This is a genomic window from Bacteroides sp. D1, assembly GCF_000157095.2.
Lineage (GTDB): Bacteria > Bacteroidota > Bacteroidia > Bacteroidales > Bacteroidaceae > Bacteroides > Bacteroides xylanisolvens.
In genome coordinates, this window is the sequence record NZ_JH114339.1 from 366488 (window position 1) to 391461 (window position 24974).

25 protein-coding genes and 1 tRNA gene are annotated in these 24974 nt (G+C 41.7%); 9 read left to right on the top strand and 17 right to left on the bottom strand.

Going from position 1 to position 24974, the window contains the following annotated elements; translation table 11 throughout:
* Positions 1 to 52: 52 nt before the first annotated feature.
* Genes floA through BSAG_RS12895 form a run of 3 tightly spaced genes read right to left on the bottom strand, consistent with a single transcriptional unit; the run spans position 53 to position 2986 of the window.
* Complete coding sequence (gene floA, locus BSAG_RS12905) at positions 53 to 1054, bottom strand: flotillin-like protein FloA (protein ID WP_004316484.1); 1002 nt, start codon at positions 1052 to 1054, stop codon at positions 53 to 55.
* A 22-nt stretch (positions 1055 to 1076) separates the two neighbouring features.
* Positions 1077 to 1547 (bottom strand): NfeD family protein, encoded by a 471-nt coding sequence (locus BSAG_RS12900; protein ID WP_004316481.1) that lies wholly within the window; start codon positions 1545 to 1547, stop codon positions 1077 to 1079.
* 17 nt (positions 1548 to 1564) lie between these two features.
* The gene (locus BSAG_RS12895; RefSeq protein WP_004316480.1) at positions 1565 to 2986 is read right to left on the bottom strand and encodes a tetratricopeptide repeat protein; all 1422 of its coding nucleotides are present in this window, start codon (positions 2984 to 2986) and stop codon (positions 1565 to 1567) included.
* A gap of 183 nt (positions 2987 to 3169) precedes the next feature.
* On the opposite strand from BSAG_RS12895, the gene BSAG_RS12890 reads away from it, so the two are divergent.
* Positions 3170 to 3916, top strand: a complete 747-nt coding sequence (locus BSAG_RS12890) for an ATP-binding protein (RefSeq protein WP_004316479.1) — start codon at positions 3170 to 3172, stop codon at positions 3914 to 3916.
* 15 nt (positions 3917 to 3931) lie between these two features.
* Entirely contained in the window at positions 3932 to 4303 is a 372-nt protein-coding gene (locus BSAG_RS12885; RefSeq protein ID WP_004302024.1) for a DMT family protein, read from the top strand.
* Positions 4304 to 4373: 70 nt separating this feature from the next.
* On the opposite strand, the gene BSAG_RS12880 is transcribed toward BSAG_RS12885, so the two are convergent.
* From BSAG_RS12880 to BSAG_RS12855, 6 genes are read right to left on the bottom strand one after another with little or no spacing between them, the layout of a single operon-like run.
* Complete coding sequence (locus tag BSAG_RS12880) at positions 4374 to 5387, bottom strand: FAD:protein FMN transferase (RefSeq protein WP_008770796.1); 1014 nt, start codon at positions 5385 to 5387, stop codon at positions 4374 to 4376.
* Between the two features lie 30 nt (positions 5388 to 5417).
* The gene (locus tag BSAG_RS12875; protein ID WP_004302038.1) at positions 5418 to 5999 is read right to left on the bottom strand and encodes a manganese efflux pump MntP family protein; all 582 of its coding nucleotides are present in this window, start codon (positions 5997 to 5999) and stop codon (positions 5418 to 5420) included.
* Between the two features lie 6 nt (positions 6000 to 6005).
* On the bottom strand, positions 6006 to 6755 hold the full coding sequence (locus BSAG_RS12870; RefSeq protein ID WP_004316475.1) for a DUF6048 family protein: 750 nt from the start codon (positions 6753 to 6755) through the stop codon (positions 6006 to 6008).
* Positions 6739 to 7323, bottom strand: a complete 585-nt coding sequence (locus tag BSAG_RS12865; protein WP_004309772.1) for a DUF6452 family protein — start codon at positions 7321 to 7323, stop codon at positions 6739 to 6741. Before BSAG_RS12865 ends, BSAG_RS12870 begins: the two co-directional genes overlap by 17 nt.
* 21 nt (positions 7324 to 7344) lie before the next feature.
* Positions 7345 to 8295, bottom strand: a complete 951-nt coding sequence (locus BSAG_RS12860) for a glycosyltransferase family 2 protein (RefSeq protein ID WP_004302041.1) — start codon at positions 8293 to 8295, stop codon at positions 7345 to 7347.
* Between the two features lie 32 nt (positions 8296 to 8327).
* Positions 8328 to 8885 carry a DUF4199 domain-containing protein gene (locus BSAG_RS12855; RefSeq protein WP_004316473.1) on the bottom strand — a complete coding sequence of 186 codons (558 nt, stop codon included), beginning with the start codon at positions 8883 to 8885 and terminating at the stop codon, positions 8328 to 8330.
* Positions 8886 to 9193: 308 nt separating this feature from the next.
* On the opposite strand from BSAG_RS12855, the gene BSAG_RS12850 reads away from it, so the two are divergent.
* A tRNA-Thr gene (locus tag BSAG_RS12850) sits at positions 9194 to 9267 on the top strand.
* A gap of 169 nt (positions 9268 to 9436) precedes the next feature.
* On the opposite strand, the gene BSAG_RS12845 is transcribed toward BSAG_RS12850, so the two are convergent.
* From BSAG_RS12845 to crcB, 4 genes are all read right to left on the bottom strand, one after another.
* Positions 9437 to 9910 (bottom strand): hypothetical protein, encoded by a 474-nt coding sequence (locus BSAG_RS12845; RefSeq protein WP_008997492.1) that lies wholly within the window; start codon positions 9908 to 9910, stop codon positions 9437 to 9439.
* A 404-nt stretch (positions 9911 to 10314) separates the two neighbouring features.
* Positions 10315 to 11595: a phosphopyruvate hydratase gene (eno, locus tag BSAG_RS12840; RefSeq protein ID WP_004316472.1), complete on the bottom strand. Its 1281-nt coding sequence runs from the start codon at positions 11593 to 11595 to the stop codon at positions 10315 to 10317.
* A 179-nt stretch (positions 11596 to 11774) separates the two neighbouring features.
* Positions 11775 to 12437 (bottom strand): pentapeptide repeat-containing protein, encoded by a 663-nt coding sequence (locus tag BSAG_RS12835; RefSeq protein ID WP_008770799.1) that lies wholly within the window; start codon positions 12435 to 12437, stop codon positions 11775 to 11777.
* Positions 12438 to 12467: 30 nt separating this feature from the next.
* Positions 12468 to 12845, bottom strand: a complete 378-nt coding sequence (gene crcB, locus BSAG_RS12830; protein ID WP_004309778.1) for a fluoride efflux transporter CrcB — start codon at positions 12843 to 12845, stop codon at positions 12468 to 12470.
* A 351-nt stretch (positions 12846 to 13196) separates the two neighbouring features.
* Here crcB and BSAG_RS12825 point away from each other — a divergent pair, with 351 nt between their 5' ends.
* The 6 genes from BSAG_RS12825 (at position 13197) to BSAG_RS12800 (ending at position 22355) form a co-directional block, all read left to right on the top strand.
* Positions 13197 to 15356 (top strand): glycoside hydrolase family 97 protein, encoded by a 2160-nt coding sequence (locus BSAG_RS12825; protein ID WP_004316469.1) that lies wholly within the window; start codon positions 13197 to 13199, stop codon positions 15354 to 15356.
* Positions 15357 to 15520: 164 nt separating this feature from the next.
* Positions 15521 to 16930 carry an amidophosphoribosyltransferase gene (locus BSAG_RS12820; protein ID WP_004316468.1) on the top strand — a complete coding sequence of 470 codons (1410 nt, stop codon included), beginning with the start codon at positions 15521 to 15523 and terminating at the stop codon, positions 16928 to 16930.
* Between the two features lie 150 nt (positions 16931 to 17080).
* A complete protein-coding gene (pepT, locus tag BSAG_RS12815; protein WP_004316467.1) occupies positions 17081 to 18304 on the top strand; it encodes a peptidase T in 1224 nt (407 codons plus the stop codon).
* Between the two features lie 66 nt (positions 18305 to 18370).
* Positions 18371 to 19456 carry a glycine cleavage system aminomethyltransferase GcvT gene (gcvT, locus tag BSAG_RS12810; protein ID WP_004316466.1) on the top strand — a complete coding sequence of 362 codons (1086 nt, stop codon included), beginning with the start codon at positions 18371 to 18373 and terminating at the stop codon, positions 19454 to 19456.
* A 150-nt stretch (positions 19457 to 19606) separates the two neighbouring features.
* Positions 19607 to 21880, top strand: a complete 2274-nt coding sequence (locus tag BSAG_RS12805; protein ID WP_004316464.1) for a cation:proton antiporter — start codon at positions 19607 to 19609, stop codon at positions 21878 to 21880.
* Positions 21881 to 21929: 49 nt separating this feature from the next.
* Entirely contained in the window at positions 21930 to 22355 is a 426-nt protein-coding gene (locus BSAG_RS12800; RefSeq protein ID WP_004309783.1) for an HIT family protein, read from the top strand.
* A gap of 184 nt (positions 22356 to 22539) precedes the next feature.
* Here BSAG_RS12800 and BSAG_RS12795 read toward each other — a convergent pair whose 3' ends face one another.
* The 4 genes from BSAG_RS12795 to BSAG_RS12780 form a co-directional block, all read right to left on the bottom strand.
* Entirely contained in the window at positions 22540 to 22962 is a 423-nt protein-coding gene (locus BSAG_RS12795) for an RNA-binding S4 domain-containing protein (RefSeq protein WP_008018685.1), read from the bottom strand.
* Positions 22963 to 23072: 110 nt separating this feature from the next.
* Positions 23073 to 23639 carry an aminoacyl-tRNA hydrolase gene (gene pth, locus BSAG_RS12790; RefSeq protein WP_032811507.1) on the bottom strand — a complete coding sequence of 189 codons (567 nt, stop codon included), beginning with the start codon at positions 23637 to 23639 and terminating at the stop codon, positions 23073 to 23075.
* 136 nt (positions 23640 to 23775) lie between these two features.
* Entirely contained in the window at positions 23776 to 24366 is a 591-nt protein-coding gene (locus BSAG_RS12785; protein WP_004309786.1) for a 50S ribosomal protein L25/general stress protein Ctc, read from the bottom strand.
* 137 nt (positions 24367 to 24503) lie between these two features.
* Entirely contained in the window at positions 24504 to 24905 is a 402-nt protein-coding gene (locus BSAG_RS12780) for a PUR family DNA/RNA-binding protein (RefSeq protein ID WP_004309787.1), read from the bottom strand.
* Between the last annotated feature and the right edge of the window lie 69 nt (positions 24906 to 24974).

Genomic DNA, 24974 nt, shown 5'->3' on the forward strand with positions numbered 1-24974 from the left:
GGGAGTGCGTCTTACAACTGAAATGAAATCGGATTCCGGCGTTTGTGAACGATTATTTGCTCAATGGCTGATTGCCTGCATTGCCCGTTGCCGGCTTGGCGATATTCTCGCGCATGGAGGTATCAGCTTCAATATTCTTCATGCGATAATAATCCATGATGCCTAAGTTGCCGCTGCGGAAAGCTTCAGCCATCGCTTTAGGAACTTCAGCCTCTGCTTCGATCACTTTAGCACGAGCTTCCTGTGCTTTTGCTTTCATTTCCTGTTCGGAAGCAACTGCCATAGCACGACGCTCTTCGGCTTTTGCCTGTGCGATGTTCTTATCTGCGTTAGCCTGGTCAATTTGCAGAGCCGCACCAATATTTTTACCTATATCGATGTCCGCAATATCAATAGACAAGATCTCGAAAGCCGTTCCTGCGTCCAAACCTTTACGAAGTACAAGTTTAGAGATCGAATCCGGATTCTCAAGGACCGATTTATGGTTTTCAGAAGAACCGATAGATGAAACGATACCTTCGCCTACACGGGCAAGGATCGTATCTTCACCTGCACCACCAACCAACTGACGAATGTTGGCACGTACCGTAACACGTGCTTTGGCTATCAGCTGAATACCGTCTTTTGCAACAGCCGTAACAGGAGGTGTGTCGATCACTTTCGGGTTTACAGACATCTGTACAGCTTCGAATACGTCACGTCCTGCAAGGTCGATAGCAGTAGCCATCTGGAAAGGTAATTCGATATTCGCTTTCGATGCGGATACCAAGGCGTGAACCACCTTTTCTACATGTCCGCCAGCCAGATAATGGGCCTCCAGTTCATCACGGGTAATGTTTTTCAGACCGGCTTTGTGAGCCTCGATCATTCCCGGCACGATGATGTACGGCGGAACGTTACGTATACGCATTAAAAATAGTTGTATCAGCGAGATGTTAACTCCCGACACTTTTGCCGACAACCAGAGGAAGAACGGCACGTAATGGAAAAATATTATCAAGAAGATAATACCTCCAGCTATCAGAAAGATAGGCAAGTAGAAAGATGATTCCATTGATGTTATTATTAAGTGAATATTATTCTTTGTGTTTTTCAACCATGATTGTACCGTCGGTGATACGGCTTACAATAATCGGAGTCTTTTCATTGAGGAATCCGTCTATTGATTTTACTTCCACAATTTTTCCGTTTATTTCGGCATAACCGATTTGTGCCAGACGTGTGGTACTGATTCCTGTATCACCTACTTTAACGCTGTCTTCTGCGCTACGGTCTACTTTCGAATCAATATCCTTTTTCAATGCCAGTTTGTCCAGCATCTTCGATCGCATAAACCAAATCAATGATCCGATACAGGCAATCGCCGATATACCAAGAGTGATAAATCCTCCTGCCATACCTAAATTGGCAAATGCATAGTAGTTGGCATAAAGAATACAAACCAATGCAGAAATTCCGGCCAGGCTAATGCCCGGGATGACGAACAGTTCTACCAGAAACAGTATGACTGCGGCAATAATGAGAACGGCGATAATGAGTATATCCATAGTTCAGAGTTATTAATTTATTTTGTTTTTTCTGCATTGCGTACATTCACTTCGAGAGTATCCAGCTCTTCGGACATTTGCAGTACCCGCTTTTCGAGGTCGAGGATGGCAGGAGCCATTTTCTCTTTTCCCTGTTGGTTGGCACCGGCATATTGTTGACGCAGGCTATTCAGCTTTTCTTCTTGCTGATAATAGTCTTTCTCCATCTGTTGGTAACGCTGGAAAAGTGACTTTGCTTTTGCGGATTTAAAGTCGCTCATCAGATAGTAAGTCGTATGATCGTCAATGACAAATTCAAAGTCCATCGCACGACGTTCTTTAGGCTTATGACTGATGGCAGCTTCCAGGCGTTGCAATGCTTCGGTTACAGCTTGTTTGTCTTTCCAGGTTTCTTTCAGCGAATGAATCTGTGCCAGACGAATAATCTGTTGCTGTTCCATTGCTTCATAATTATAAGTCTGCTTGGAAGTATTAGGAATGAACACATAAATACATACCTTTCCTTCGGGTTGGAAACGGTCGGAAGCAAACCATCCGAGATTGTTGTATTCGTCAATGACGTACATATAATCATTGTACGGTGAATTGAACGGCATACCTACATTGTCCGGAACAAGATAAGTGTCGGTATTCGTGTTGTAACGGGTGACAAAGATGTCATAGCCACCCAGTCCTTCACCATCGCTGGCATAGTAAACCGTGACGCCGTCCGATAGAACGAACGGATAATTTGCGTTTCCGGAAGCGTTGATACTACCCGGCAACGGGCGTCCGTCACTCCATTCATTCAGCAATTTGTTTTTTGAGAAGATGTCAAGATTACCGTTCTCGCCCTTTTCGCTATAATAGATTTTATTTCCAATTTCTGTTTCATAGACAGTCCCCGGATGATCTCCTTCTGTCTTGAAAAAATCATTGAAGGTAAACAATTTACCCGATTCTTCACTAATCTTGTATGCATGGAGGAAAGTCGCCTTGTCTACAACGAAGCTGTCAATGATACATACATCTTCCACTCCTTTCAACATCCGGAGGTCAGCTTTGCTCTTTTCCAGAAGTTTCTCCGCTTCTTCCGTCGATTTCTTCCGTTTACTTAAATCTGCGATATATTCTTCAAAACAGTTTACAGCATCTTCGAAACGATACGTTTCATTATATGCTTGTCCCAGATAGAGTTGTCCACTGGTAACACGTTTTTTCACTGCTATCTCAAGAGGTTTCACAGCTTCTTCCGCTTCTCCGGTTTTCAGGCAACATACGCCATACCAATAGTTATAATTCCCGTTCGACGGTTGTGATTTAGCATACTTTTTGAAGACAGGCTTGGCTTTTTCATAGTCACCCTTAGTGAATAAGGTGCGTGCCTGTTCCAGTGTTTGTGCAGATACTTCGCAAAGGAAGAGGCTGCAAATTAAAAATAGAATATATTTTCCTTTCATCGTTTTGAGCGTTTATGAGTGACGGGTAGATTGAAAACATTGCTGCTTTCGGGCACCGGTCCATTTATCAATTGTTCAAAAGTACAAATTTATTAGAAATAAACCCTTTTTCAGTGATTCTATTATGTTAATTCTTCTTTAAATCATTCTTTTCGCTTACTTTTGCAGCCGATTTTCAAAGATATGACACAATTTACGGAAGAAGAGAAAGCCATTCGCCGCATTGAACGGTGGTTTAGTAAAGGAGTGGTGCAATATGGATTGATAGAAGAAGGAGACAAAATCCTTATCGGACTGTCAGGAGGAAAAGATTCGTTGGCGCTTGTTGAACTGTTGGGTAAACGCGCACGTATCTATAAGCCCCGTTTTTCTGTCGTTGCCGTTCATGTAGTGATGAAGAATATTCCTTATCAGAGTGATACGGAATATTTGAAAGCGCACTGTGAAGCGTATGGAGTTCCCTTTGTACAGTATGAGACTGCCTTTGATCCTGCTACCGATACACGTAAATCTCCCTGCTTCCTCTGCTCATGGAACCGCCGGAAAGCCTTGTTCACTGTTGCCAAGGAGCACGGATGCAATAAAATCGCTCTCGGTCACCACATGGATGATATTCTGGAAACTTTATTGATGAATATCACTTATCAGGGAGCATTCAGTACAATGCCGCCCCGGTTGGTGATGAAGAAGTTTGATATGACAATTATCCGTCCGATGTGTCTGGTTCACGAAGCCGATTTGGTAGAATTGGCGGCTTTGCGCCATTATCAGAAACAAGTGAAGAATTGTCCCTATGAATCGCAGTCCAGCCGCAGTGATATGAAAGGTGTTTTGCGACAACTGGAAGCGATGAACCCAGAAGCTCGTTATAGCCTTTGGGGGAGCATGACCAATGTACAGGAAGAATTATTACCAGATAAAATAGATTAATTTGAATAGGTTATTATGAAAGGATTCTATACCATTTTGTTGCTGATCGTATCCAATGTCTTTATGACATTCGCCTGGTACGGACATTTAAAGATGAAACAGGAGTACAGCTGGTTCGCTGCTCTTCCGCTGATCGGTGTGATTGCGTTCAGTTGGGCAATCGCTTTTTTTGAATATTCCTGTCAGATACCGGCTAATCGTATCGGCTTTATAGGCAATGGAGGCCCGTTTTCGTTGATGCAACTGAAAGTCATCCAAGAGGTGATAACACTTGTTATTTTTACAGTGTTCACTACCATCTTCTTTAAAGGTGAGGCTTTACATTGGAATCATCTGGCTGCATTTATTTGTCTGATTGCAGCAGTGTATTTCGTGTTTATGAAATAGATATTTGCCAATTGAATAGAGGTTCTGTTTTACTCAAGTAGAACCTCTGTTTGTATAATATATATATATATTACGGAGTAGTTATGTATTTTTTCATTCCCTCCGTATAATAAGTCTTGAACTCTCCATTTTCTCCACTATAAATAAAGTAGGCGTCAATCGTTGTATCCGCTTTGCAGAAAGCTTCCGCTTCTTCCAGTCCCATCACCATGAAGGCGGTGGCAAGGGCGTCGGCAGTCATACAGTCTTTGGCGATTACCGTAGAGGACAAGATATTGTGTTGTACCGGATAGCCAGTTCTAGGGTCAATCGTATGGGCGTATTTCTTCCCATCCTTATAATAATAATTGCGATAGTTTCCGGAAGTAGCCAAGCCTAAATCTGTTATCTCAAGAATTGTCTGTAAGTCTTGGTTTACGGCCAGTGAATCGTCGATGGGCTTATTGATTCCAATGCGCCATAAGCCTTTGGAAGGATTTTTCCCTTTCACTACCACCTCGCCTCCTATATCTACCATATAGTTTTTTATTCCCTTACGGTCGAGCAGTTGTGCAATTACGTCTACCGAATACCCTTTGGCAACGGCACTACAACTTAACATGGTACGAGGATCCTGTTTGATAACTTTGCCGTTATCCATTTTCACTTTTTTATATCCGGTGATTTGTAACAGACTGTCTATCATTAATGAATCAGGAAAAGCACCTTTTTTGAAACCGAATCCCCAAGCATTGGCAAGAGGGGCTACTGTAATGTCGAAAGCACCCTTTGTCTCGCGGGAAATTTCCATCGAGCGATGGAAGCATTTCTGGAAAAAACTATCAGTCACCAGCTCTTCATTGCGGTTGACGCGACTGACAACAGAACTGTCATTGAATGGCGATAAAGATTGGTCGAAGCGTTTTAGTTCAGCTTCTATTTCCGGTTTTAAGTCACCGTCATGCTGATAAGTAATTTTATATACTGTCCCAAACACCAAACCTTTGACACTGTAATAGCCACCTTGTTGATTATGTCTGACTAATATCCAGATAGTTGCCAAAATCAGGAAAGCCAGCCAAAGGAAACTTTTTTTTGTTTTCATACGCTCTTCTATTTGATGAGAAAACTCGTTTTATTGAAGAAATAAATGTTCAATTAATATCTTTAGTCCGATAATGACTAGAATGATACCTCCCCATAACTCTGCTTTCAGTTTCCGGGCGATGCCGCAGCCACATTGGATACCAAAGATCAGACCGATGAGTGACATGACAAATGAAACAAATCCGATAATGCTGATAGGAGGGAGGATTTCGGTATAATCCTGAACTCCCAGAAAGGCAAAGGAAATGCCGATTGCCAATGCATCAATACTCGTGGCTATTGCCATGGTTAATACCACTTTCGGATTTGCCGGATTGAACAGTTTACAACATTCTTCTTCTTTGAAAGATTCTAAAATCATTCGTCCGCCTAAGAAGGCAAGGATCGCGAAAGCAATCCAATGGTCTACACTTTCTATAAGATGACTGAATGTCTTTGCACACATCCATCCGATAAATGGCATGATTGCCTGAAAAAAGCCGAAAGCAAAAGCCATGATTAGCATGGGTTTCCAACGGGTACGTTTCAAAATAATACCGCTTGCAATTGAGACAGCGAAACAATCCATCGCCAGACCTATTGCAAGCAGCCAAATCTCTAGTCCTGTCATTGTATTCTAAAGAGGCAATTTATAAATAAGGGAATAAGTGATTCCCATGTTATTTGATTTAAACTTTCCGTAACCGGGCACGTACCATGGGTCTCCATATTCTCCGGTAGATGCTTTGGTTTTGTATTTCATACGTACCGACCACCCCATGTTGAAGTTTTTGTAAATACGTACTTTGACGCCTAAAACGATTTCCAGCCATTGCACCGATCCTTTCATACCCAGATGGCTGAATGGCACACTTCCTCCCCAATAACCGTCTTCCAAACTGGGGTTACCTATTACATCTCCCCAGATAGGATCATCTGCCGGCATTGTGGAAACATCATATTTAAATGAACTGAATGCATAGCGAAGTCCTGCATACAAGTAGCTATTCTTCTCTTTTTTCTTTGCCATGGTGTTGTAGTCCACACCGATTCGGAAGAATGGAGCCATTTTGCTCTTATAGTGTATGCCTGTTTCGCTCCAGGTATCTGTTCCTCCCATACCAAACTCAATAGTAGGGATGAATTTATTCTTGAGGTTAACGGCTACGCTGACTTCAGAACTCATAAAGTCGCCTCCCAGCAGCTTGCTTCCAATGCCATATAAATCCACACCGACATACGTACCATTGTAGAGCGGAATGGTATCTATCCCGGCAACCTCTTTTTTCTTCTGATCTCTTTTGGGCGTTTGCGCCGGACGTTGCTGTTGTGCCAGCAACGGAAGCCCAATGCAAAAGAGCAGAAGCAGACTAATTAGTCGTTTCATCAGGTGTGCGTTCTGGCCGATAATTATAGAATATCTGCAAGTTCTCGATTTCATTTGTATTGGCTTCTTTATTTTTTATATGAAGAGAATCTATCTGGTCCGGCTGCCCGTTGCCATAGGGAGGAGGGTTACCCGGTCTTCCCGGTTTTCCAAATTTAGCGCTGATTATATTTTGTTTCATCATATAACCACATTCCATGGACTGGAAATAAGGAGTATTTTGTTGTACAATGTATAATGTGTCAAAATCTTTTTCTCTACGTTTGGGATCGTATCTGAATATGAACACAGTAGTGTCACTTGTGTATCGTAGTGGCAACATCAGGGTATGCACATTCTTTTCATTGTTCAGAATGATAGAGTCGGTGCCTAATGCTGTGATTGTTAATGAATCAAGCGTGTCTTTTAATGCAATAGTAGGGTTATCCGGATTAATGGTATATATTGTGCAGTACATCATCGGACGTCCTGCCAATGAGCAATCGTTCTCATCCGAGCAGGCACTGTGTAAGCTGACTGCACCGCCAATGATAGTCAATATGAGAAAGATACGAATTAAATTCTTCATAGTCAGTTTATTGAATGTGAATCAAATTTTCTTTTCTATCTGATAGTTATTCCGTTCCGGTGCATTGCGCGAGATGAGTTCGCCAAGGAATCCGGCTAAGAATAATTGCGTACCTATAATCATTGCCGTAAGTGACAAATAGAAATAGGGAGAGTCGGTCACCAGTCGGTAGGGGAGACCGTTGTACATGGCATATAGTTTGCTGGCACCTACGATGATGACAGAAATCATTCCTATCAGAAACATCAATGATCCCAACAGTCCGAAGAAATGCATCGGCTTGATGCCGAATCTGGAAAGGAACCAAAGAGAGAGTAAATCCAGATACCCGTTCACGAAACGGTTTAGTCCGAATTTTGTTGTGCCGTATTTACGCGCCTGGTGGTGTACCACCTTTTCACCGATTTTCTTGAATCCGGCGTTCTTTGCCAGATAAGGTATATAACGATGCATCTCACCGTACACTTCGATATGTTTTACGACCTCTTTGCGATAGGCTTTCAATCCGCAGTTGAAGTCGTGCAGGTTTTTGATGCCTGATACTTTGCGGGCAGTAGCATTAAACAACTTGGTGGGCAGTGTTTTTGAAATAGGATCATATCTCTTTTGCTTCCAGCCGGATACCAGGTCGTAGCCATCCTTTGTAATCATCCGGTAAAGTTCGGGGATTTCGTCCGGGCTATCTTGTAGGTCCGCATCCATCGTTATGACTACGTTTCCTTCCGCTTCAGCGAATCCACAGTAGAGTGCAGGTGATTTACCGTAGTTACGGCGGAATTTGATACCTTTTACATGTTCCGATTGAGCTTTAAGCTTTTCGATCACTTCCCATGAATGGTCGGTACTTCCATCGTTAACGAAAATCACTTCGAATGAGAATCCGTTGGCTTGCATTACCCGTTCTATCCAAGCATAGAGTTCGGGTAGTGACTCTTCTTCATTGAATAATGGGATTACAACTGATATATCCATTTTTTTATTACTAATTACTTACGAATTACAAATTACGATTGAGACACTCCGTCATTTTCCGATTTGGCCTTTTTCATTACCATCAATGCGGTAGGAATGGCCAGGATGCTTCCCCAAAATACATCCCATGACAATAGTTGCATGGTGATATTGATGGAAGTAAGTGAACGGGCGGTATCTATCGTTTCTTTTATAACTTCTTTGTTTTCTATCAGAGCCGGGGTGTTGGTCATCAGTTCGTCCCACAACTGGATGTAAGAGTTGATGATAAATCCATGATCGATGAATTGGAAATAGGCGTAGTGAGCCACAGCTACCAGCAGAGAAGCAAACATATACATAAATATGGTAAAGAGCATGGCATGTGAAAATTGGATACTTCCTCCGCAAATCTTATCCCGGTACATTTTCGCATAGTGATATCCGATGAAAGGTACGGACAATGTCAGGATTACAAATAAAAGCGAAAGGAAAGGTATGTGGAATCCCAGCGGAAATAATATGAACTTCAATATCCAGTAGATTCCCATATACGTGCCAAAATGCATGGCATATTTTTGTAAATAGCTTCTGTTCTCTGTCATCTTCATTTATAAATTGCGCACAAAGGTACAAATAATATCGGTTGGTAGGGGAAATCTGGTTGTTAAAGTTAATAAAGCAGAGGAAGTTGCTGTCTGAATATTTTTTTGCAATTTTAATTGCCTGAAATGTAGTCTGTTAGTCTTTTGTTAGTAAAAAAGTTGTCTGCAGCTATTGCAGAATACATAAAAATGTCTACCTTTGCAACCGCAAAACGGGTAAGTCCTATACGGCCAGCTCCCTTCGAATCCTCCAGGGCTTGATCGCAGCAAAGGTAGTTGGTTGTAGCGGCGCGATATAGATAGCTTACCCACCCGCCTCTTTAGCTCAGTTGGCCAGAGCACGTGATTTGTAATCTCGGGGTCGTTGGTTCGAATCCGACAAGAGGCTCAAAAAAGGATATATAACAAATCCAAGAAAAAAGCATTCAGGTATTAGTCTGGATGCTTTTTTATATATATTCGCATATTATCGAAATGCACAGTTCCCTAATTGTTGTAATATTCCATTTTTAAGAAAAGCAAAGATTTACAGTTTCTTTTTGATTCATCATTGTTATTCATTCTTGTATATTATGCTCAGGATAGGATCTGAGTAAAAGCATCACATTGGATAAATGGCGTTGCAATATTCCATGAAGTTGCTTGATGATATTTATATTCCCGGAGAGAAAAACGATGAATTGCAGTTGAGAGGCAATTTCTTGGTTCGTTTGTTTGCGTTCTTTACTTTCGATGTCATTTTGCATTAGATAAATGCCTAATGCTTTCTGAATATCGGCTATTCCCTTATCCCATTCATGTTCGCCAAGTGTTTGAATGAAAGTGCAATATTGCTTGAGCTTTTTGCTTAGCTTTTTTAAACTGTTGTATTCGGTGTCAATGGGAGGGTTAATGTGCGCAGAGCGTATTATGTTTGACATCTGTAAATAATACGTTTTCATTCCATTTTCAGAATTGAATGTAGTCAGGATATACTGTTTCGTAGCATCTGAAACCTCTTCCTGTAAGTCTTTTAATTGGCTGTTTTCCATAATCATTAGAATTTAAAAGATGAATAATTAGATTGATGGGGAGAGGAAGAAGTGCTAATAAAAAAGCGGTTTCGCCTGTCCCATTGTCTAACATACCGACGGCAGGTTTAGAGGTGCATTAACACTCTCTATGGGGGTACGAAACCGCCCATATAAGAGTTCACATACGAACATAAAAATGCTCGCAGCGATAGTAGGCAGGTTTCCCCACCGTCTGTTAATATGTTAGACGTTGCAAATGTAGCCTTATTAATCCAATTCGCAAAATATTGGAGATATTTATTGGTGCTTAGTGAAGCTAGTTTTCTTACAATGCAAAAAGATTTAGTGAATGGTTAATATGTAAAAATCCCCGGATAATGTAATTGTCCGGGGATGAATTATTCAAGTAAGAGAATATTGAATTATTTAATTCTTTTGTAACCATATACAGCCAAATCGCCCAATTCCTCTTCAATGCGGAGTAACTGATTGTATTTAGCCATACGGTCGGAGCGGCTTAAAGAACCTGTCTTGATCTGTCCGCTGTTAGTAGCTACTGCGATATCGGCGATAGTAGCATCTTCTGTTTCACCTGAACGGTGAGAAGTAACAGTAGTATATCCATGACGGTGAGCCATTTCGATAGCGTTCAGTGTTTCTGTCAGCGAACCGATTTGGTTTACTTTAATCAGGATAGAGTTGGCACAGCCTTTTTCGATACCCATTGCAAGGAAATCTACGTTGGTTACGAACAGGTCGTCACCTACCAACTGGCAACGGTTGCCGATGCGTTCGGTCAGCTTTTTCCAGCCTTCCCAGTCGTTTTCGTTCATACCGTCTTCGATAGAGTCGATAGGGAATTTGTTGATTAGTTCTTCCAGATAGTCAACTTGTTCTGCGGAAGTACGTTTCTTACCTTTTTCACCTTCAAACTTGGTATAATCGTAAATACCATCGTGGTAGAATTCGGAAGAAGCACAGTCCATACCGATCATAACGTCTTTGCCCGGTTCGTATCCAGCAGCTTTGATAGCGGCTAGAATAGAGTTCAAAGCATCTTCCGTACCCTCGAGGTTAGGTGCGAAACCACCTTCATCACCTACAGCAGTGCTAAGGCCACGGTCTTTCAAGACTTTCTTTAAAGCGTGGAATACTTCAGCACCCATGCGCAGACCTTCTCTGAAAGAAGGAGCACCTACGGGACGGATCATAAATTCCTGGAATGCGATCGGAGCATCGCTATGTGAACCACCGTTGATGATGTTCATCATCGGTACAGGCATTACATACGTATTTGTTCCACCGATATAGCGGTATAGAGGAAGGTCCAGATAGTTGGCAGCAGCTTTAGCTACGGCAAGAGATACGCCGAGAATAGCGTTAGCACCTAAATTCGATTTAGTCTTAGTGCCGTCCAATGCCAGCATTGCGTAGTCGATACCTCTCTGATTGAGTGAAGACATACCAATCAGCTTCGGAGCGATGATTTTATTTACATTATCAACCGCTTTTTGTACTCCTTTTCCACCATAGCGCTGTTTGTCACCATCGCGAAGCTCCAATGCTTCGTGTTCACCTGTGGAAGCGCCTGACGGTACAGATGCACGTCCCATAATGCCGGATTCCAATACTACGTCAACTTCTACTGTGGGGTTACCTCTTGAATCGAGAATTTCTCGAGCTACAATTTTTTCAATTTTCATCGTTTCTATTGTTTTTGAATAAGATTTCTGCAAAAGTACGGACTTGACGGGGAGTGAGAAATCACTATAAATAGGTATTCTTTTTGTGCCTATTCCCTATATGTCGTTAGTCCGACCTTGTACTATAACAACGGGACGATGCTTTTTGTTTGAGTGCGGCGGGGTGAATTTGCAGGATTTTAATCTTTGATAATAACCCCTAACAGTGGAAGCAAATCCATTGCTTGCAGGGAAGTGATGACAGCCCCTTTCAGATCGCTGATGTTAAGCGTGATTCCGCTGATACGGGAAGTGCGCAAATCTATTCCGCGAAGCGGAGCGTGTGAAAAATCGGCTTCTACGAGATCGCAACTCTCAAATGCGACGGATGAAAAACGGCAGTCGTTCAGACTTCCGTTGCGGAGCTGGCTGTGTGCAAAACGTACCTGGTTCATTTTACTCATAGCCAGATTGATATAACCTGCGTTGCAGTCATGCAGCAAGACGTGATTCATCGTTGTTTCCGATAAATTGGTACCCAATAGTTTGCAGGAAATGAATTCTACCCGGTAGAGCGAACTTTCAGCAAAAGAAATGTTGGATAGGTCGCAGTTCTCGAACCTGACATCGCTCAGTTGAGAGGAACGGAATTTACATTCGCTGAATGTCTGATGCTGAAAGGTGCAGTTTTTGAAACTTTTGTAAGATTTGTCGATGCCTTCTTCTTTTCCTTTGCAGAATAAAAGATGAGAGACGGTTTCTTCTCTGTCGAGCCATTCCTGTAGGGTAGTAGTACTGACTTCCTGCTCTTCCATCATGGGAGGAACAACGCGGACGGGTTTGGTTGGGTTTCTTTTAATCATGCCGTAAAGGTAGGATTTATATTCGAATTATTAAATCTGTTTTCCCACATATCCGCCGGCTAACGTTGCGGCTAATCCTATTCCTATACTTAATAATGTATATAGAACAAATGCTCCGTAAAATTCTCCTTTCAGCAGACCTACGCCGTCACTGGAGAAAGTAGAGAACGTTGTGAAACCTCCGCATAAACCCGTTGTCAGAAACAAACGGACCTCGAACGGAAGGTGAAATCGCTCTGAAAGGGCATAGAACAGGCCGATGAGAAAACTACCGAGGAGATTGACGGTGAAAGTGGCCCATGGAAAATGATAAGGGACGATTCGTTCGTGCATTAACAACTGGATGAAATAACGCAGTGCACTACCGGTTCCTCCACCGATAAAGATATAGATAACTTCTTTACTCATTTGATTGAAAGATTGATATTATTTAGGCGACTTCAAAATCCTTTTCGAGTTGCTCGAAACCTCCGGGATAAATTAAGGCGTTGTGCCATATGAATAATAAAATGTTTATTGTGATTGAGATAATAATCTGCAAATATAGGAAGATTATGCAATATTCATATTTAATCCTTTTAATTTATTCACCATAGACACTATATTTTTTCTAGTCTCAAAATATGTTATCTACTTTATTATTAAATACTTATTCTGTTTTTGGTTCTGTATCCCTCTATATTTTCTTTATAAAGAAAAACACCTCTTGTGTTTCCGGTCTATCTTTGCCATACGATTATTAACTAACTCATTTATATCATGAAGAACATGAAAATAGGAACTGTAATAGGGCTCTGTCTGTTGCTCTTTTTTTTCTTCGGCACATCAGCCAAAGCCGAAAGTATCACTTCTCCTGACGGACAATTAAAACTTAATTTCTCTGTCAATGCGCAAGGAGAACCGGTGTACGAACTCTCTTATAAAGGAAAAGAAGTAATTAAACCTTCGAAACTGGGATTGGAATTAAAGAATGATCCGGGACTGATGAACGGATTCACGCTGATCGATACGAAAACTGCTACTTTTGACGAAACATGGCAACCTGTGTGGGGAGAGGTGAAATCCATCCGCAACCATTATAATGAAATGGCTGTCACCTTGAATCAAAAAGCACAAGGTCGTAATCTGATTATTTGTTTTCGTCTTTATAACGATGGTTTGGGATTCCGTTATGAATTTCCACAGCAGAAAAATCTGAATTACTTCGTTATCAAAGAAGAACATTCTCAATTCGCTATGGCTGGCGATCATACGGCCTTCTGGATTCCCGGCGATTATGATACGCAGGAATATGACTATACCGAATCCAAACTTTCAGAAATTCGCGGATTATTGCAAGGGGCAATTACTCCAAATGCTTCTCAAACACCTTTCTCTCCGACAGGTGTACAAACTTCCCTGCAAATGAAAACGGCCGACGGATTGTATATCAATCTGCATGAAGCCGCTTTGATCGACTACTCTTGTATGCATCTGAATCTGGACGATCAGAACTTGGTTTTTGAATCATGGCTGACTCCTGATGCGAAAGGAGATAAGGGGTATATGCAGACTCCCTGCCGTTCACCCTGGCGTACGGTGATTGTAAGTGATGATGCCCGTGATATTCTGGCTTCTAAATTGACTCTGAACCTGAATGAGTCTTGTATTTATGAAGATGTTTCTTGGATTAAGCCGGTGAAATATATCGGAGTGTGGTGGGAAATGATCACCGGAAAAGGTTCCTGGTCGTATACGGATGATGTTTATTCGGTGAAACTTGGACAGACGGATTATTCCAAAACAAAGCCAAACGGACGCCATTCAGCCAACAATGATAAAGTGAAACGTTATATCGATTTTGCTTCCGAACATGGATTCGACCAGGTATTGGTGGAAGGCTGGAATGAAGGTTGGGAAGACTGGTTTGGAAATTCGAAGGATTATGTCTTTGATTTCGTCACTCCGTATCCTGATTTTGACGTGAAAATGCTCAATGCGTATGCAAAGGAAAAAGGGGTGAAGCTGATGATGCATCACGAGACCTCTGCTTCTGTACGTAACTACGAACGTCATCTTGATAAGGCATATCAGTTTATGATAGATAACGGGTATAATGCTGTGAAAAGTGGATATGTAGGTAACATTATTCCTCGTGGGGAGCATCATTACGGACAGTGGATGAATAACCATTATTTATATGCGGTAGAAAAAGCTGCCGAATATAAGATATGTGTAAATGCCCATGAAGCAACCCGTCCCACAGGATTATGTCGTACCTACCCGAATCTGATTGGTAACGAATCGGCTCGTGGCACGGAATATGAAGCTTTTGCAGGCAACAAACCGTTCCATACCACTTTGCTTCCTTTCACCCGTCAGATTGGCGGACCGATGGATTATACGCCGGGTATTTTTGATACCAAACTATCTTTTCTGTCGGGCGATCACAGCTTTGTACGTACTACTTTAGCTAAACAATTAGCACTTTATGTAACGATGTACAGCCCTTTGCAGATGGCAGCTGACCTTCCGGAAAGCTACGAACGCCACATGGATGCGTTTCAATTTATCAAAGAGGTAGCTGTTGATTGGGATGACAGCAAGTATCTGGAAGCAGAACCGGGAGATTATATCACGGTTGCCCGTAAAGCGAAAGGCACTGATAACTGGTTTGTAGGTGGCATCACCGACGAAAATCCCCGTACCTCTGCTTTTACGCTTGATTTTCTTGAACCGGGAAAACAATATGTAGCCACTCTTTATGCTGACGGAAAAGATGCTGACTTTGAAAAGAATCCGACCTCTTATCAGATAAAAAAAGGATTGGTGACAAACAAGAATAAGATGTCTGTGAAGCTGGCACGCAGTGGAGGGTTTGCGGTAAGTCTGATAGAAGCAACTCCCGCCGACTTGAAAACAATCAGGAAATGGAAATAAGATTCAGGTAAAAAGATTGTTTACGGATTCCTCGTTTTTTAATAAATATTAGTTGTGCTTCGCAAAGAAAACTAAAACTTTGCGGAGTACTTTTTTTATAGGACGGATTCTTTTTTGTACTTTTGCGCCATCTTTTTTAAAACATCATCAATAAAGAGAACAACATGGGAGGTTTTTTCGGAACAGTCTCGAAAACTAGTTGCGTGACTGATTTATTCTATGGCACAGATTATAACTCACATCTGGGTACCAAGCGAGGAGGACTCGCAACATACAGTGAGGAAAAAGGGTTTATCCGCTCCATTCACAATTTGGAAAGTACTTATTTCCGAACCAAATTTGAAGGAGAACTAGACAAATTTAAAGGAAACGCCGGCATCGGCATCATTAGCGACACAGATGCACAACCTATCATCATCAATTCTCATCTCGGGCGTTTCGCCATTGTCACAGTCGCTAAAATAGCCAATATCCAGGAATTGGAAGAAGAACTTCTCAGTCAAAACATGCACTTCGCCGAACTTAGTTCGAGCAACACCAACCAGACGGAACTTATCGCATTACTTATTATACAAGGTAGAACCTTTGCTGAAGGTATCGAAAATGTGTTTAATCACATTAAAGGTTCTTGCTCTATGCTGCTCCTGACAGAAGATGGTAGCATCATCGCTGCCCGTGACCGATGGGGACGTACTCCGGTAGTGATTGGAAAGAAAGACGGTGCTTATGCTGCAACGAGCGAATCGTCCAGCTTCCCGAATCTGGATTATGAGATTGAGAGATATTTAGGTCCCGGCGAGATTGTCCGTATGTATGACGATCACATCGACCAGCTTCGCAAACCCAATGAGGATATGCAAATTTGCTCGTTCCTGTGGGTGTACTATGGTTTCCCGACTTCTTGCTATGAAGGAAAGAATGTGGAAGAAGTGCGTTTCACCAGCGGATTGAAAATGGGGCAGACGGATGAATCGGAAGTGGACTGTGCTTGCGGTATTCCTGATTCGGGAGTGGGTATGGCTTTAGGATATGCCGAAGGAAAGGGAGTTCCCTATCATCGTGCTATCTCAAAATATACACCGACGTGGCCTCGTAGCTTTACTCCCAGCAATCAGGAGATGCGTTCGCTGGTAGCCAAGATGAAGCTGATTCCAAACCGTGCGATGCTGCAAAATAAACGTTTGTTGTTCTGTGACGATTCTATTGTACGGGGAACTCAACTGCGTGATAATGTGAAGATTCTGTATGATTATGGAGCAAAAGAGGTACACATGCGTATAGCTTGTCCACCATTGATTTACGCTTGTCCGTTTGTCGGTTTCTCGGCTTCCAAAAATGCATTGGAGTTGATAACCCGCCGCATTATCAAGGAACTGGAGGGTGATGAGAATAAGAATCTGGAGAAATATGCCACTACCGGTTCTCCGGAATACGAAAAGATGGTTAGCATTATTGCCGAGCGTTTCGGACTAAGTTCATTGAAGTTTAACACGCTGGAAACGTTGATTGAGGCTATCGGCTTACCTAAATGCAAAGTATGTACACATTGCTTTGATGGTAGCAGCCACTTTTAAAGCAGTAAAATAGGATATTTAAATATCCGGATAAAAGTATACAATAAAAAAGAGCCGTGAATTGCTTTGTAATTCACGGCTCTTTTTTTACCTTTACGGCACTATAAACTATCAAATTGTAAATTGTAAATCGTTAAATCGTAAATAGAAATGACTTTAGTAGACAGATTTTTAAAGTATGTAAGTTTCGATACACAATCTGATGAATCGACTGGGCTTACTCCAAGTACTCCGAAGCAGATGATTTTTGCTGAATACTTGAAAAAAGAGTTGGAATCTTTGGGATTGGAAGATATTACTTTGGATGAGCATGGCTATCTTTTTGCTACACTTCCTGCCAATATAGATAAAGAAGTACCCACTATCGGATTTATTGCCCACATGGATACAAGTCCTGATATGACAGGTAAAGATGTCACTCCGCGGATTGTGGAAAAATATGATGGCTCGGATATTGTGCTTTGTGCTGAAGAGAATGTGATTCTTTCTCCGTCGCAATTCCCGGAATTGCTGGATCATAAGGGGGAAGACTTGATTGTAACCAACGGAAAAACGTTGCTCGGTGCCGACGACAAAGCGGGTATTGCGGAAATTGTATCTGCGATGGTTTATCTGAAGGAACATCCTGAAATCAAACACGGTAAAATCCGTATCGGCTTCAATCCTGACGAAGAAATCGGTGAAGGTGCTCATAAATTCGATGTAGAGAAATTCGGTTGCGAATGGGGATATACGATGGATGGAGGTGAAGTAGGGGAGTTGGAGTTTGAGAACTTTAATGCCGCTGCCGCAAAAATAACCTTTAAAGGACGTAATGTGCATCCGGGATATGCCAAGGATAAGATGATTAACTCTATCTATCTTGCCAATCAGTTTATCACGATGCTTCCCTCACAGGAAAGACCGGAACATACGACCGGCTATGAAGGATTTTATCATTTGATCGGTATTCAGGGGGATGTGGAGCAAAGCACTGTGTCTTATATCATCCGCGATCATGACCGTGCAAAATTTGAGAACCGCAAAAAAGAGATAGAACGTCTGGTAGCTCAAATGAACGCTGAATATGGAGCTGGTACTGCGACACTCGAACTGCGCGACCAGTATTATAATATGCGTGAGAAAATAGAACCGGTAATGCACATCATCGATACTGCTTTTGCAGCTATGGAAGCCGTTGGCGTGAAACCGAACGTAAAACCGATTCGTGGAGGTACGGATGGTGCGCAGCTCTCTTTCAAAGGATTGCCTTGTCCGAATATCTTTGCCGGTGGTCTGAATTTCCACGGACGTTACGAATTCGTACCTATCCAGAATATGGAAAAAGCGATGAAAGTGATCGTGAAAATAGCTGAACTGGTAGCTTCCAAATAAAAAAGGTGGTAAACACAGGTAATACTTAAAACTTAATACTTGATTAATACTTAATACTTTAAAATAATGAAAACCACTCCGTTTACAGAGAAACATATCATACTCGGTGCTAAGATGCACGAGTTTGCAGGTTATAATATGCCTATTGAGTACTCTGGTATCATTGACGAACATCTGACTGTTTGTCAAAGTGTCGGTGTATTTGATGTGTCGCACATGGGAGAATTTTGGGTGAAAGGACCACAAGCATTAGCCTTTCTGCAGAAAATAACTTCCAATAATGTGGCGGCATTGGCTCCGGGTAAAATACAATATACCTGTTTTCCAAATGAAGAGGGAGGTATTGTAGATGATTTGCTGGTGTATCAGTACGAACCGGAAAAATACATGCTGGTAGTCAACGCTGCCAATATGGAAAAAGACTGGAACTGGTGTGTTTCTCACAATACAGAAGGGGCCGAGTTGGAAAACTCTTCGGACAACATAGCTCAACTCGCTGTACAGGGCCCGAAGGCTGTTCTAGCTCTGCAAAAGTTGACGGACATTGATCTTGCTTCTATTCCATATTATACATTTAAAGTTGGAACGTTTGCAGGTGAAGAGAATGTGATAATCTCCAATACGGGTTATACCGGTGCGGGAGGTTTCGAACTTTATTTCTATCCGTCTGTTGCTGATCGTATATGGAAAGCGGTTTTTGAAGCTGGTGAGGAATACGGCATTAAACCTATCGGTTTGGGAGCTCGTGATACACTTCGGTTGGAAATGGGCTTCTGTCTGTATGGTAATGACTTGGATGATACTACTTCTCCGATAGAAGCCGGACTGGGCTGGATTACTAAGTTTGTGGAAGGTAAGGATTTTATCAACCGTCCGTTGCTGGAAAAACAGAAAACGGAAGGTGTTACCCGTAAACTGGTTGGTTTTGAAATGGTTGACCGCGGGATTCCCCGCCACGGCTATGAACTGGTAAATGCTGAAGGCGAGCAAGTAGGAGTGGTTACTTCCGGTACGATGTCGCCTACCCGTAAGATTGGTATCGGCATGGGATATGTAAAGCCGGAATATAGTAAAGTGGGCACGGAAATCTGTATTGATATGCGTGGTCGGAAGTTAAAAGCAGTGGTAGTGAAACCTCCTTTTAGAAAATAAGAAATAAGCTGGTTGTTGTGTATAGCCCCGGATAAGTATCGACTCTATCCGGGGCTAACTTATTTTAGGACGTTATTGCAAAACATATCCGTAGATATGTTGTTTATCCCATAGAAATAATATAATTTTGTCATCAAATACGATGAAATAATGTCTCAATTACCTACTCTTATAGCTGACCTCGCACTGATATTGATCTGTGCCGGTGTTATGACTTTGTTGTTTAAGAAGTTGAAGCAACCTCTGGTCTTGGGATATGTAGTTGCCGGATTCCTGGCAAGTCCGCATATGCCGTATACTCCTTCAGTGATGGATACTGCCAATATTAAGACATGGGCAGATATTGGTGTCATTTTCTTACTGTTTGCTCTCGGTTTGGAATTTAGTTTTAAGAAGATTGTCAAGGTGGGTGGTTCTGCCATCATAGCTGCCTGTACCATCATCTTTTGTATGATTTTGTTGGGTATAGGAGTCGGTATGGGCTTTGGTTGGCACCGGATGGACAGTCTGTTTCTGGGTGGTATGATTGCGATGTCGTCTACTACTATTATTTATAAAGCTTTTGACGATTTGGGATTAAGGAAGAAACAGTTTACCGGACTGGTGTTGAGCATCTTGATTTTGGAAGATATTTTAGCCATTGTATTAATGGTGATGCTTTCCACGATGGCGGTCAGCCATAATTTTGAAGGGACCGAAATGTTGGAAAGTATCGGCAAATTATTGTTTTTCCTTATCCTGTGGTTTGTTGTCGGCATTTATCTGATTCCTGAATTCTTAAAGCGCTGCCGGAAATTGATGGGAGAGGAGACTTTGCTTATTGTGTCGTTGGCACTTTGCTTCGGCATGGTAGTGATGGCGGCTCATACAGGTTTCTCTGCTGCATTTGGTGCGTTTATTATGGGCTCTATTTTGGCAGAAACGATTGAAGCGGAATCCATAGACCGGCTGGTGAAGCCTGTTAAGGACCTTTTCGGAGCTATCTTTTTCGTATCGGTTGGTATGATGGTAGATCCGGCAATGATTGTAGAATATGCTGTTCCTATTATAGTAATCACTTTGGCTGTTATTTTGGGGCAGTCTGTTTTTGGTACTTTCGGTGTCATACTTTCCGGAAAACCATTAAAGACGGCTATGCAATGCGGCTTTAGTTTAACGCAGATCGGTGAATTTGCATTTATTATTGCCTCTTTGGGAGTCTCCTTGCATGTAACGAGTGATTTTCTGTATCCGATAGTAGTAGCAGTCTCTGTCATTACTACTTTCCTAACTCCTTACATGATTCGTTTAGCCGAGCCGGCTTCTACTTTTGTAGATGCACATCTTCCGGAATCATGGAAAAAAATGATGATGCGTTACTCTTCCGGTTCGCAAACAGCACTCAATCATGAGAATTTGTGGAAGAAGCTAATCTTGGCAATGGTACGTATTACGGTCGTTTATTCAATTGTCAGCATATCGATTGTTGCACTTTCTTTTCGTTTTGTCGTGCCATTCTTTAAAGAGAATCTGCCTCATTTCTGGGCGTCGTTATTAGGAGCCGTATTTATCATTCTGTGTATTGCCCCTTTCTTGCGTGCCATCATGGTGAAGAAAAATCATTCAGTCGAGTTTATGACTTTATGGCATGATAATCGTGCTAATCGTGCACCATTGTTATCAACAATCGTGATTCGCATTATGATAGCAGTGCTTTTTGTCATCTTTGTTATTTCCGGATTATTTAAGGCGTCTATCGGCTTGATTATTGGCGTGGCCGTACTTGTCGTTTTGCTGATGGTATGGTCTCGCCGTCTGAAGAAGCAATCGATACTGATTGAACGTCGCTTTTTTCAGAATCTTCGTTCCAGAGATGTACGTGCAGAGTATTTGGGAGAGAAAAAACCGGAATATGCCGGGCGTTTGTTGTCACATGATTTACATCTTGCTGATATGGAAATTCCGGGTGAATCTTGTTGGGCAGGAAAGACATTGATGGAACTGAATCTGGGAAAGAAGTTTGGAGTTCATGTGGCTTCTATCCTTCGTGGAAAGAGGCGTATTAATATTCCGGGTGGTTCTGTCCGACTGTTTCCTATGGATAAGATACAGGTGATAGGAACAGATGAACAATTGAACGTCTTTAATGAAGCGATGCAAAATGGAGCGAAGATAGACTGGGAGGTCTATGAAAAGAGTGAAATGGCTTTGAAGCAATTTATCATTGACAGTGATTCTGTTTTTCTGGGTAAAACGATTCGTGAATCGGGTATTCGCGACAAATATCATTGCATGATAGCGGGCGTTGAGAGTGAAGACGGTACGTTGATGGTTCCCGATGTAAATGCTCCGCTCGAAGAAGGTGATGTTGTTTGGGTGGTAGGTGAAAAAGAGGATGTATACCAATTAGTCGATCAAAAAAACGAAAAAGTACAAGCCGGATAAGAATGGAATACTTATTTTTGCAACGATAAAAACTTAAAATAATAATATCATGAAGAGTGATCCGAAAGAATGTCTGTATTGCCAGAACAATGAAACGCTGCATAATCTGATGATTGAGATAGCGCAATTGAGTGTGTCACGTGTGTTTCTGTTTAAAGAACAAACCTATCGTGGACGTTGTCTTGTTGCTTACAAAGACCATGTGAACGATTTAAATGAATTGAGTGATGAAGACCGTAATGCTTTTATGGCAGATGTAGCGCGTGTCACTCGTGCCATGCAAAAAGCTTTCCAACCGGAAAAGATTAATTATGGTGCTTACTCGGATAAATTGTCTCATCTACATTTTCATTTAGCGCCTAAGTATGTGGATGGACCTGATTATGGAGGTATATTCCAAATGAACCCAGGGAAGGTTTATCTGACTGATGCAGAATATCAGGAATTGATTGATGCTGTTAAGGCAAACCTATAAACGGTAAATTTTGCGGGGTGCCCTGAAAGGGCATAATTGTATACAGTTCCGCCCTTTCAGGGCTTGTGGCCGGTGTGCTTTTTTCGTAGGGCGTTGCCCTACGCTATATAATTAAGCCCTTTCAGGACACCCCAATAAATATATAATTGTAAGGCTTTCAGCCTAACCGCTAAATTCCCATTTATTATTCTTCACTGTCAAAATCGAAATCAAAGTCGAAATCATCCATGAGCTCCGGAGTTGTAAATTCTTCCAGTTCCCGGCGGTCTTTCTTGGTCGGTCGTCCGGTTCCACGTGCACGATCTACGAATCCGCTGATTTTACTCATTTCAAGCAGTTCGTATTGATCGGGAGTAGTTACGTTTTCCATCATTTCCGATACAAGTTTGGCTCCCACACGTTTTTCAATAGTTTGTAATACCTTGAATGAATAAGTGATAGGCGGTTTCTTCACCTGAATAACGTCTCCCGGTTTTATCATACGGGCAGCTTTGGCTAGAGAACCGTTGATGGTAATACGTCCTTTTTTGCAGGCTTCTGCTGCAATCGTACGTGTCTTGAAGATGCGGACAGCCCACATCCATTTATCTATTCTTGCTTCGGCCATTTTAGTTAGTTATTTAGTGATAAATAATTCTTTGGTTAGTATTAGTTGACGTTGTCATTTATTGCTAACCATTCATTGTCATCTTTATTTTTTTTGGGGGGGCTAATCCATTATTTTTTATTGAACTGGTTCATCGTGATGTCAATACCGGCGAGGCAGAAACTTTTTATAATTTCCCCTGCCATCTCCAGTCTTTCATCCATTGTTTTCCAATCTTCGTCAGTGAAGTGTCCGAGTACATAATCAACCTGTCCGCCACGTGGAAAATCATTTCCGATACCAAATCGCAGGCGGGCATAGTTTTGAGTGCCCAGAATAGCGGCGATATGCTTCAATCCATTATGTCCTGCGTCACTCCCTTTTCCTTTCAGGCGTAAAGTTCCAAAGGGAAGAGCCAGATCATCTACTACGATCAGTACATTTTCCAATGGAATATTTTCTTTCTGCATCCAATAGCGAACAGCCAGTCCGCTCAGGTTCATAAAAGTCGATGGCTTAAGCAGAATCAACTGGCGTCCTTTGATAGAAAAGCTGGTAGTGAATCCATATCGTCCATCCATAAAAGGGGGAGCGTTATTGATTCTAGCCAATGCTTCTACTGTCATGAATCCGATATTATGTCGGGTCTCATGATATTCGGGACCAATGTTTCCCAGTCCGACAACTAAGTATTTTATCATCGTATTTCCGTAAAACAGTTCATTAATATAGAAAGAGAAACGCAGATTAATACAAATTAATGCAGACTGAACATCTGCTTTAATCTGCATTAATCTGCGTTTGAAGTATATCTCTTTACAGGGATAATCTCAATTACTTACCAGCGGCTGCTGCTGCACCTCTTGCTGCACGAGTCAACTTAACAGCACATACAACAGCTTCTTTTGCGCTAATCAGTTCAAGACCTTCGAAGCTCAATTCGCCAACTTTAACAGTCTTACCCAATCCCAGGTGAGAAACGTTAACGGTCAACTTTTCAGGAATTACATTGTACAAAGCTTTCACTTTGATCTTACGCATCTGCAGTGCAAGTTTACCACCGGCTTTCACACCTTCTGCAAGACCTTCCAACTGTACAGGAACTTCCATTACGATAGGTTTAGCTTCGTCAATTTGATAGAAGTCAACGTGTAGGATAGTATCTTTTACCGGGTGGAACTGAATATCTTTCAGGATAGCGTTTACTTTTTTGCCATCGATAATCAGGTCTACAACGTAGATGTGCGGAGTATAAACCAAGTTACGAAGTCCTTCGTTAGTCACTGTGAAGTGAACTACTTCATTACCTCCGTAAAGTACACAAGGTACACCACCGTTTTTACGAATTTCTTTCAAAGCTCTTGCTTGTTCTGAAGAGCGTTCTGCAATTGTTCTTGCAGTTCCTTTTACTTCAATTGATTTCATTTCTTTAAAAAATTGTGTTACTCTAAATTAAGTTAGTTTGCTTAATTCACCATCACACGATGTGGATTATCACACGATGTTGCAAAAAAGCGGTGCAAAAGTACATCTTTTTTTTGAAATATCAAAGAGTTACTTTCTTAAAAGTCAATATCAATCTTAATTTCGCTCTCCAATTTGTTTTCCCGGGCTTCTTCGATTGCTTTCCGTTCATTTTCTTCATCAGCTTCGATGTTCAGGCGGGCGATATATTCGTTTGCGTCGCTGCACTCAATGAAATTGACTGCTTCTTCGAGTCCTGCCATAAACTTCTGAAAGTCTTCCCTATATAGGAAGATTTTGTGTTTCTCGAAACTAACTTGAGAATCATCGCCTTCTCCCGTTATCACTTTTTTGCTCTCTGTAATAGCCAGGAACATTTCATCTTTACGATTCTTTTTTACGTCGAGGTAATAGATGCGTTTACCTGCCTTAATGGACTTGGAGAATACGATCTCCTTATCATTCATGTCTGCGCTCATTTTCTTTTTTAAATCTTCCATATCTTTCGGTCCGTTTATAATCGGCTTCAAAATTGGATATTTTTTTTAAACTGTCAAAAGAAAAAGCGC

What these genes read in the sequence shown, in the direction of transcription:
- BSAG_RS12800 (WP_004309783.1), top strand. Translation starts at nt 21,930, where the DNA reads ATGAAGAGTGATCCGAAAGAATGTCTGTATTGCCAGAACAATGAAACG.
- BSAG_RS12845 (WP_008997492.1), bottom strand. Translation starts at nt 9,910, where the DNA reads ATGGAAAACAGCCAATTAAAAGACTTACAGGAAGAGGTTTCAGATGCT.
- BSAG_RS12860 (WP_004302041.1), bottom strand. Translation starts at nt 8,295, where the DNA reads ATGGATATATCAGTTGTAATCCCATTATTCAATGAAGAAGAGTCACTA.
- BSAG_RS12865 (WP_004309772.1), bottom strand. Translation starts at nt 7,323, where the DNA reads ATGAAGAATTTAATTCGTATCTTTCTCATATTGACTATCATTGGCGGT.
- gcvT (WP_004316466.1), top strand. Translation starts at nt 18,371, where the DNA reads ATGAAAACCACTCCGTTTACAGAGAAACATATCATACTCGGTGCTAAG.
- eno (WP_004316472.1), bottom strand. Translation starts at nt 11,595, where the DNA reads ATGAAAATTGAAAAAATTGTAGCTCGAGAAATTCTCGATTCAAGAGGT.
- BSAG_RS12825 (WP_004316469.1), top strand. Translation starts at nt 13,197, where the DNA reads ATGAAGAACATGAAAATAGGAACTGTAATAGGGCTCTGTCTGTTGCTC.
- BSAG_RS12820 (WP_004316468.1), top strand. Translation starts at nt 15,521, where the DNA reads ATGGGAGGTTTTTTCGGAACAGTCTCGAAAACTAGTTGCGTGACTGAT.
- crcB (WP_004309778.1), bottom strand. Translation starts at nt 12,845, where the DNA reads ATGAGTAAAGAAGTTATCTATATCTTTATCGGTGGAGGAACCGGTAGT.
- pepT (WP_004316467.1), top strand. Translation starts at nt 17,081, where the DNA reads ATGACTTTAGTAGACAGATTTTTAAAGTATGTAAGTTTCGATACACAA.
- BSAG_RS12780 (WP_004309787.1), bottom strand. Translation starts at nt 24,905, where the DNA reads ATGGAAGATTTAAAAAAGAAAATGAGCGCAGACATGAATGATAAGGAG.
- BSAG_RS12835 (WP_008770799.1), bottom strand. Translation starts at nt 12,437, where the DNA reads ATGATTAAAAGAAACCCAACCAAACCCGTCCGCGTTGTTCCTCCCATG.
- BSAG_RS12870 (WP_004316475.1), bottom strand. Translation starts at nt 6,755, where the DNA reads ATGAAACGACTAATTAGTCTGCTTCTGCTCTTTTGCATTGGGCTTCCG.
- BSAG_RS12895 (WP_004316480.1), bottom strand. Translation starts at nt 2,986, where the DNA reads ATGAAAGGAAAATATATTCTATTTTTAATTTGCAGCCTCTTCCTTTGC.
- BSAG_RS12885 (WP_004302024.1), top strand. Translation starts at nt 3,932, where the DNA reads ATGAAAGGATTCTATACCATTTTGTTGCTGATCGTATCCAATGTCTTT.
- BSAG_RS12785 (WP_004309786.1), bottom strand. Translation starts at nt 24,366, where the DNA reads ATGAAATCAATTGAAGTAAAAGGAACTGCAAGAACAATTGCAGAACGC.
- BSAG_RS12900 (WP_004316481.1), bottom strand. Translation starts at nt 1,547, where the DNA reads ATGGATATACTCATTATCGCCGTTCTCATTATTGCCGCAGTCATACTG.
- BSAG_RS12890 (WP_004316479.1), top strand. Translation starts at nt 3,170, where the DNA reads ATGACACAATTTACGGAAGAAGAGAAAGCCATTCGCCGCATTGAACGG.
- floA (WP_004316484.1), bottom strand. Translation starts at nt 1,054, where the DNA reads ATGGAATCATCTTTCTACTTGCCTATCTTTCTGATAGCTGGAGGTATT.
- BSAG_RS12805 (WP_004316464.1), top strand. Translation starts at nt 19,607, where the DNA reads ATGTCTCAATTACCTACTCTTATAGCTGACCTCGCACTGATATTGATC.
- BSAG_RS12855 (WP_004316473.1), bottom strand. Translation starts at nt 8,885, where the DNA reads ATGAAGATGACAGAGAACAGAAGCTATTTACAAAAATATGCCATGCAT.
- BSAG_RS12880 (WP_008770796.1), bottom strand. Translation starts at nt 5,387, where the DNA reads ATGAAAACAAAAAAAAGTTTCCTTTGGCTGGCTTTCCTGATTTTGGCA.
- BSAG_RS12795 (WP_008018685.1), bottom strand. Translation starts at nt 22,962, where the DNA reads ATGGCCGAAGCAAGAATAGATAAATGGATGTGGGCTGTCCGCATCTTC.
- BSAG_RS12875 (WP_004302038.1), bottom strand. Translation starts at nt 5,999, where the DNA reads ATGACAGGACTAGAGATTTGGCTGCTTGCAATAGGTCTGGCGATGGAT.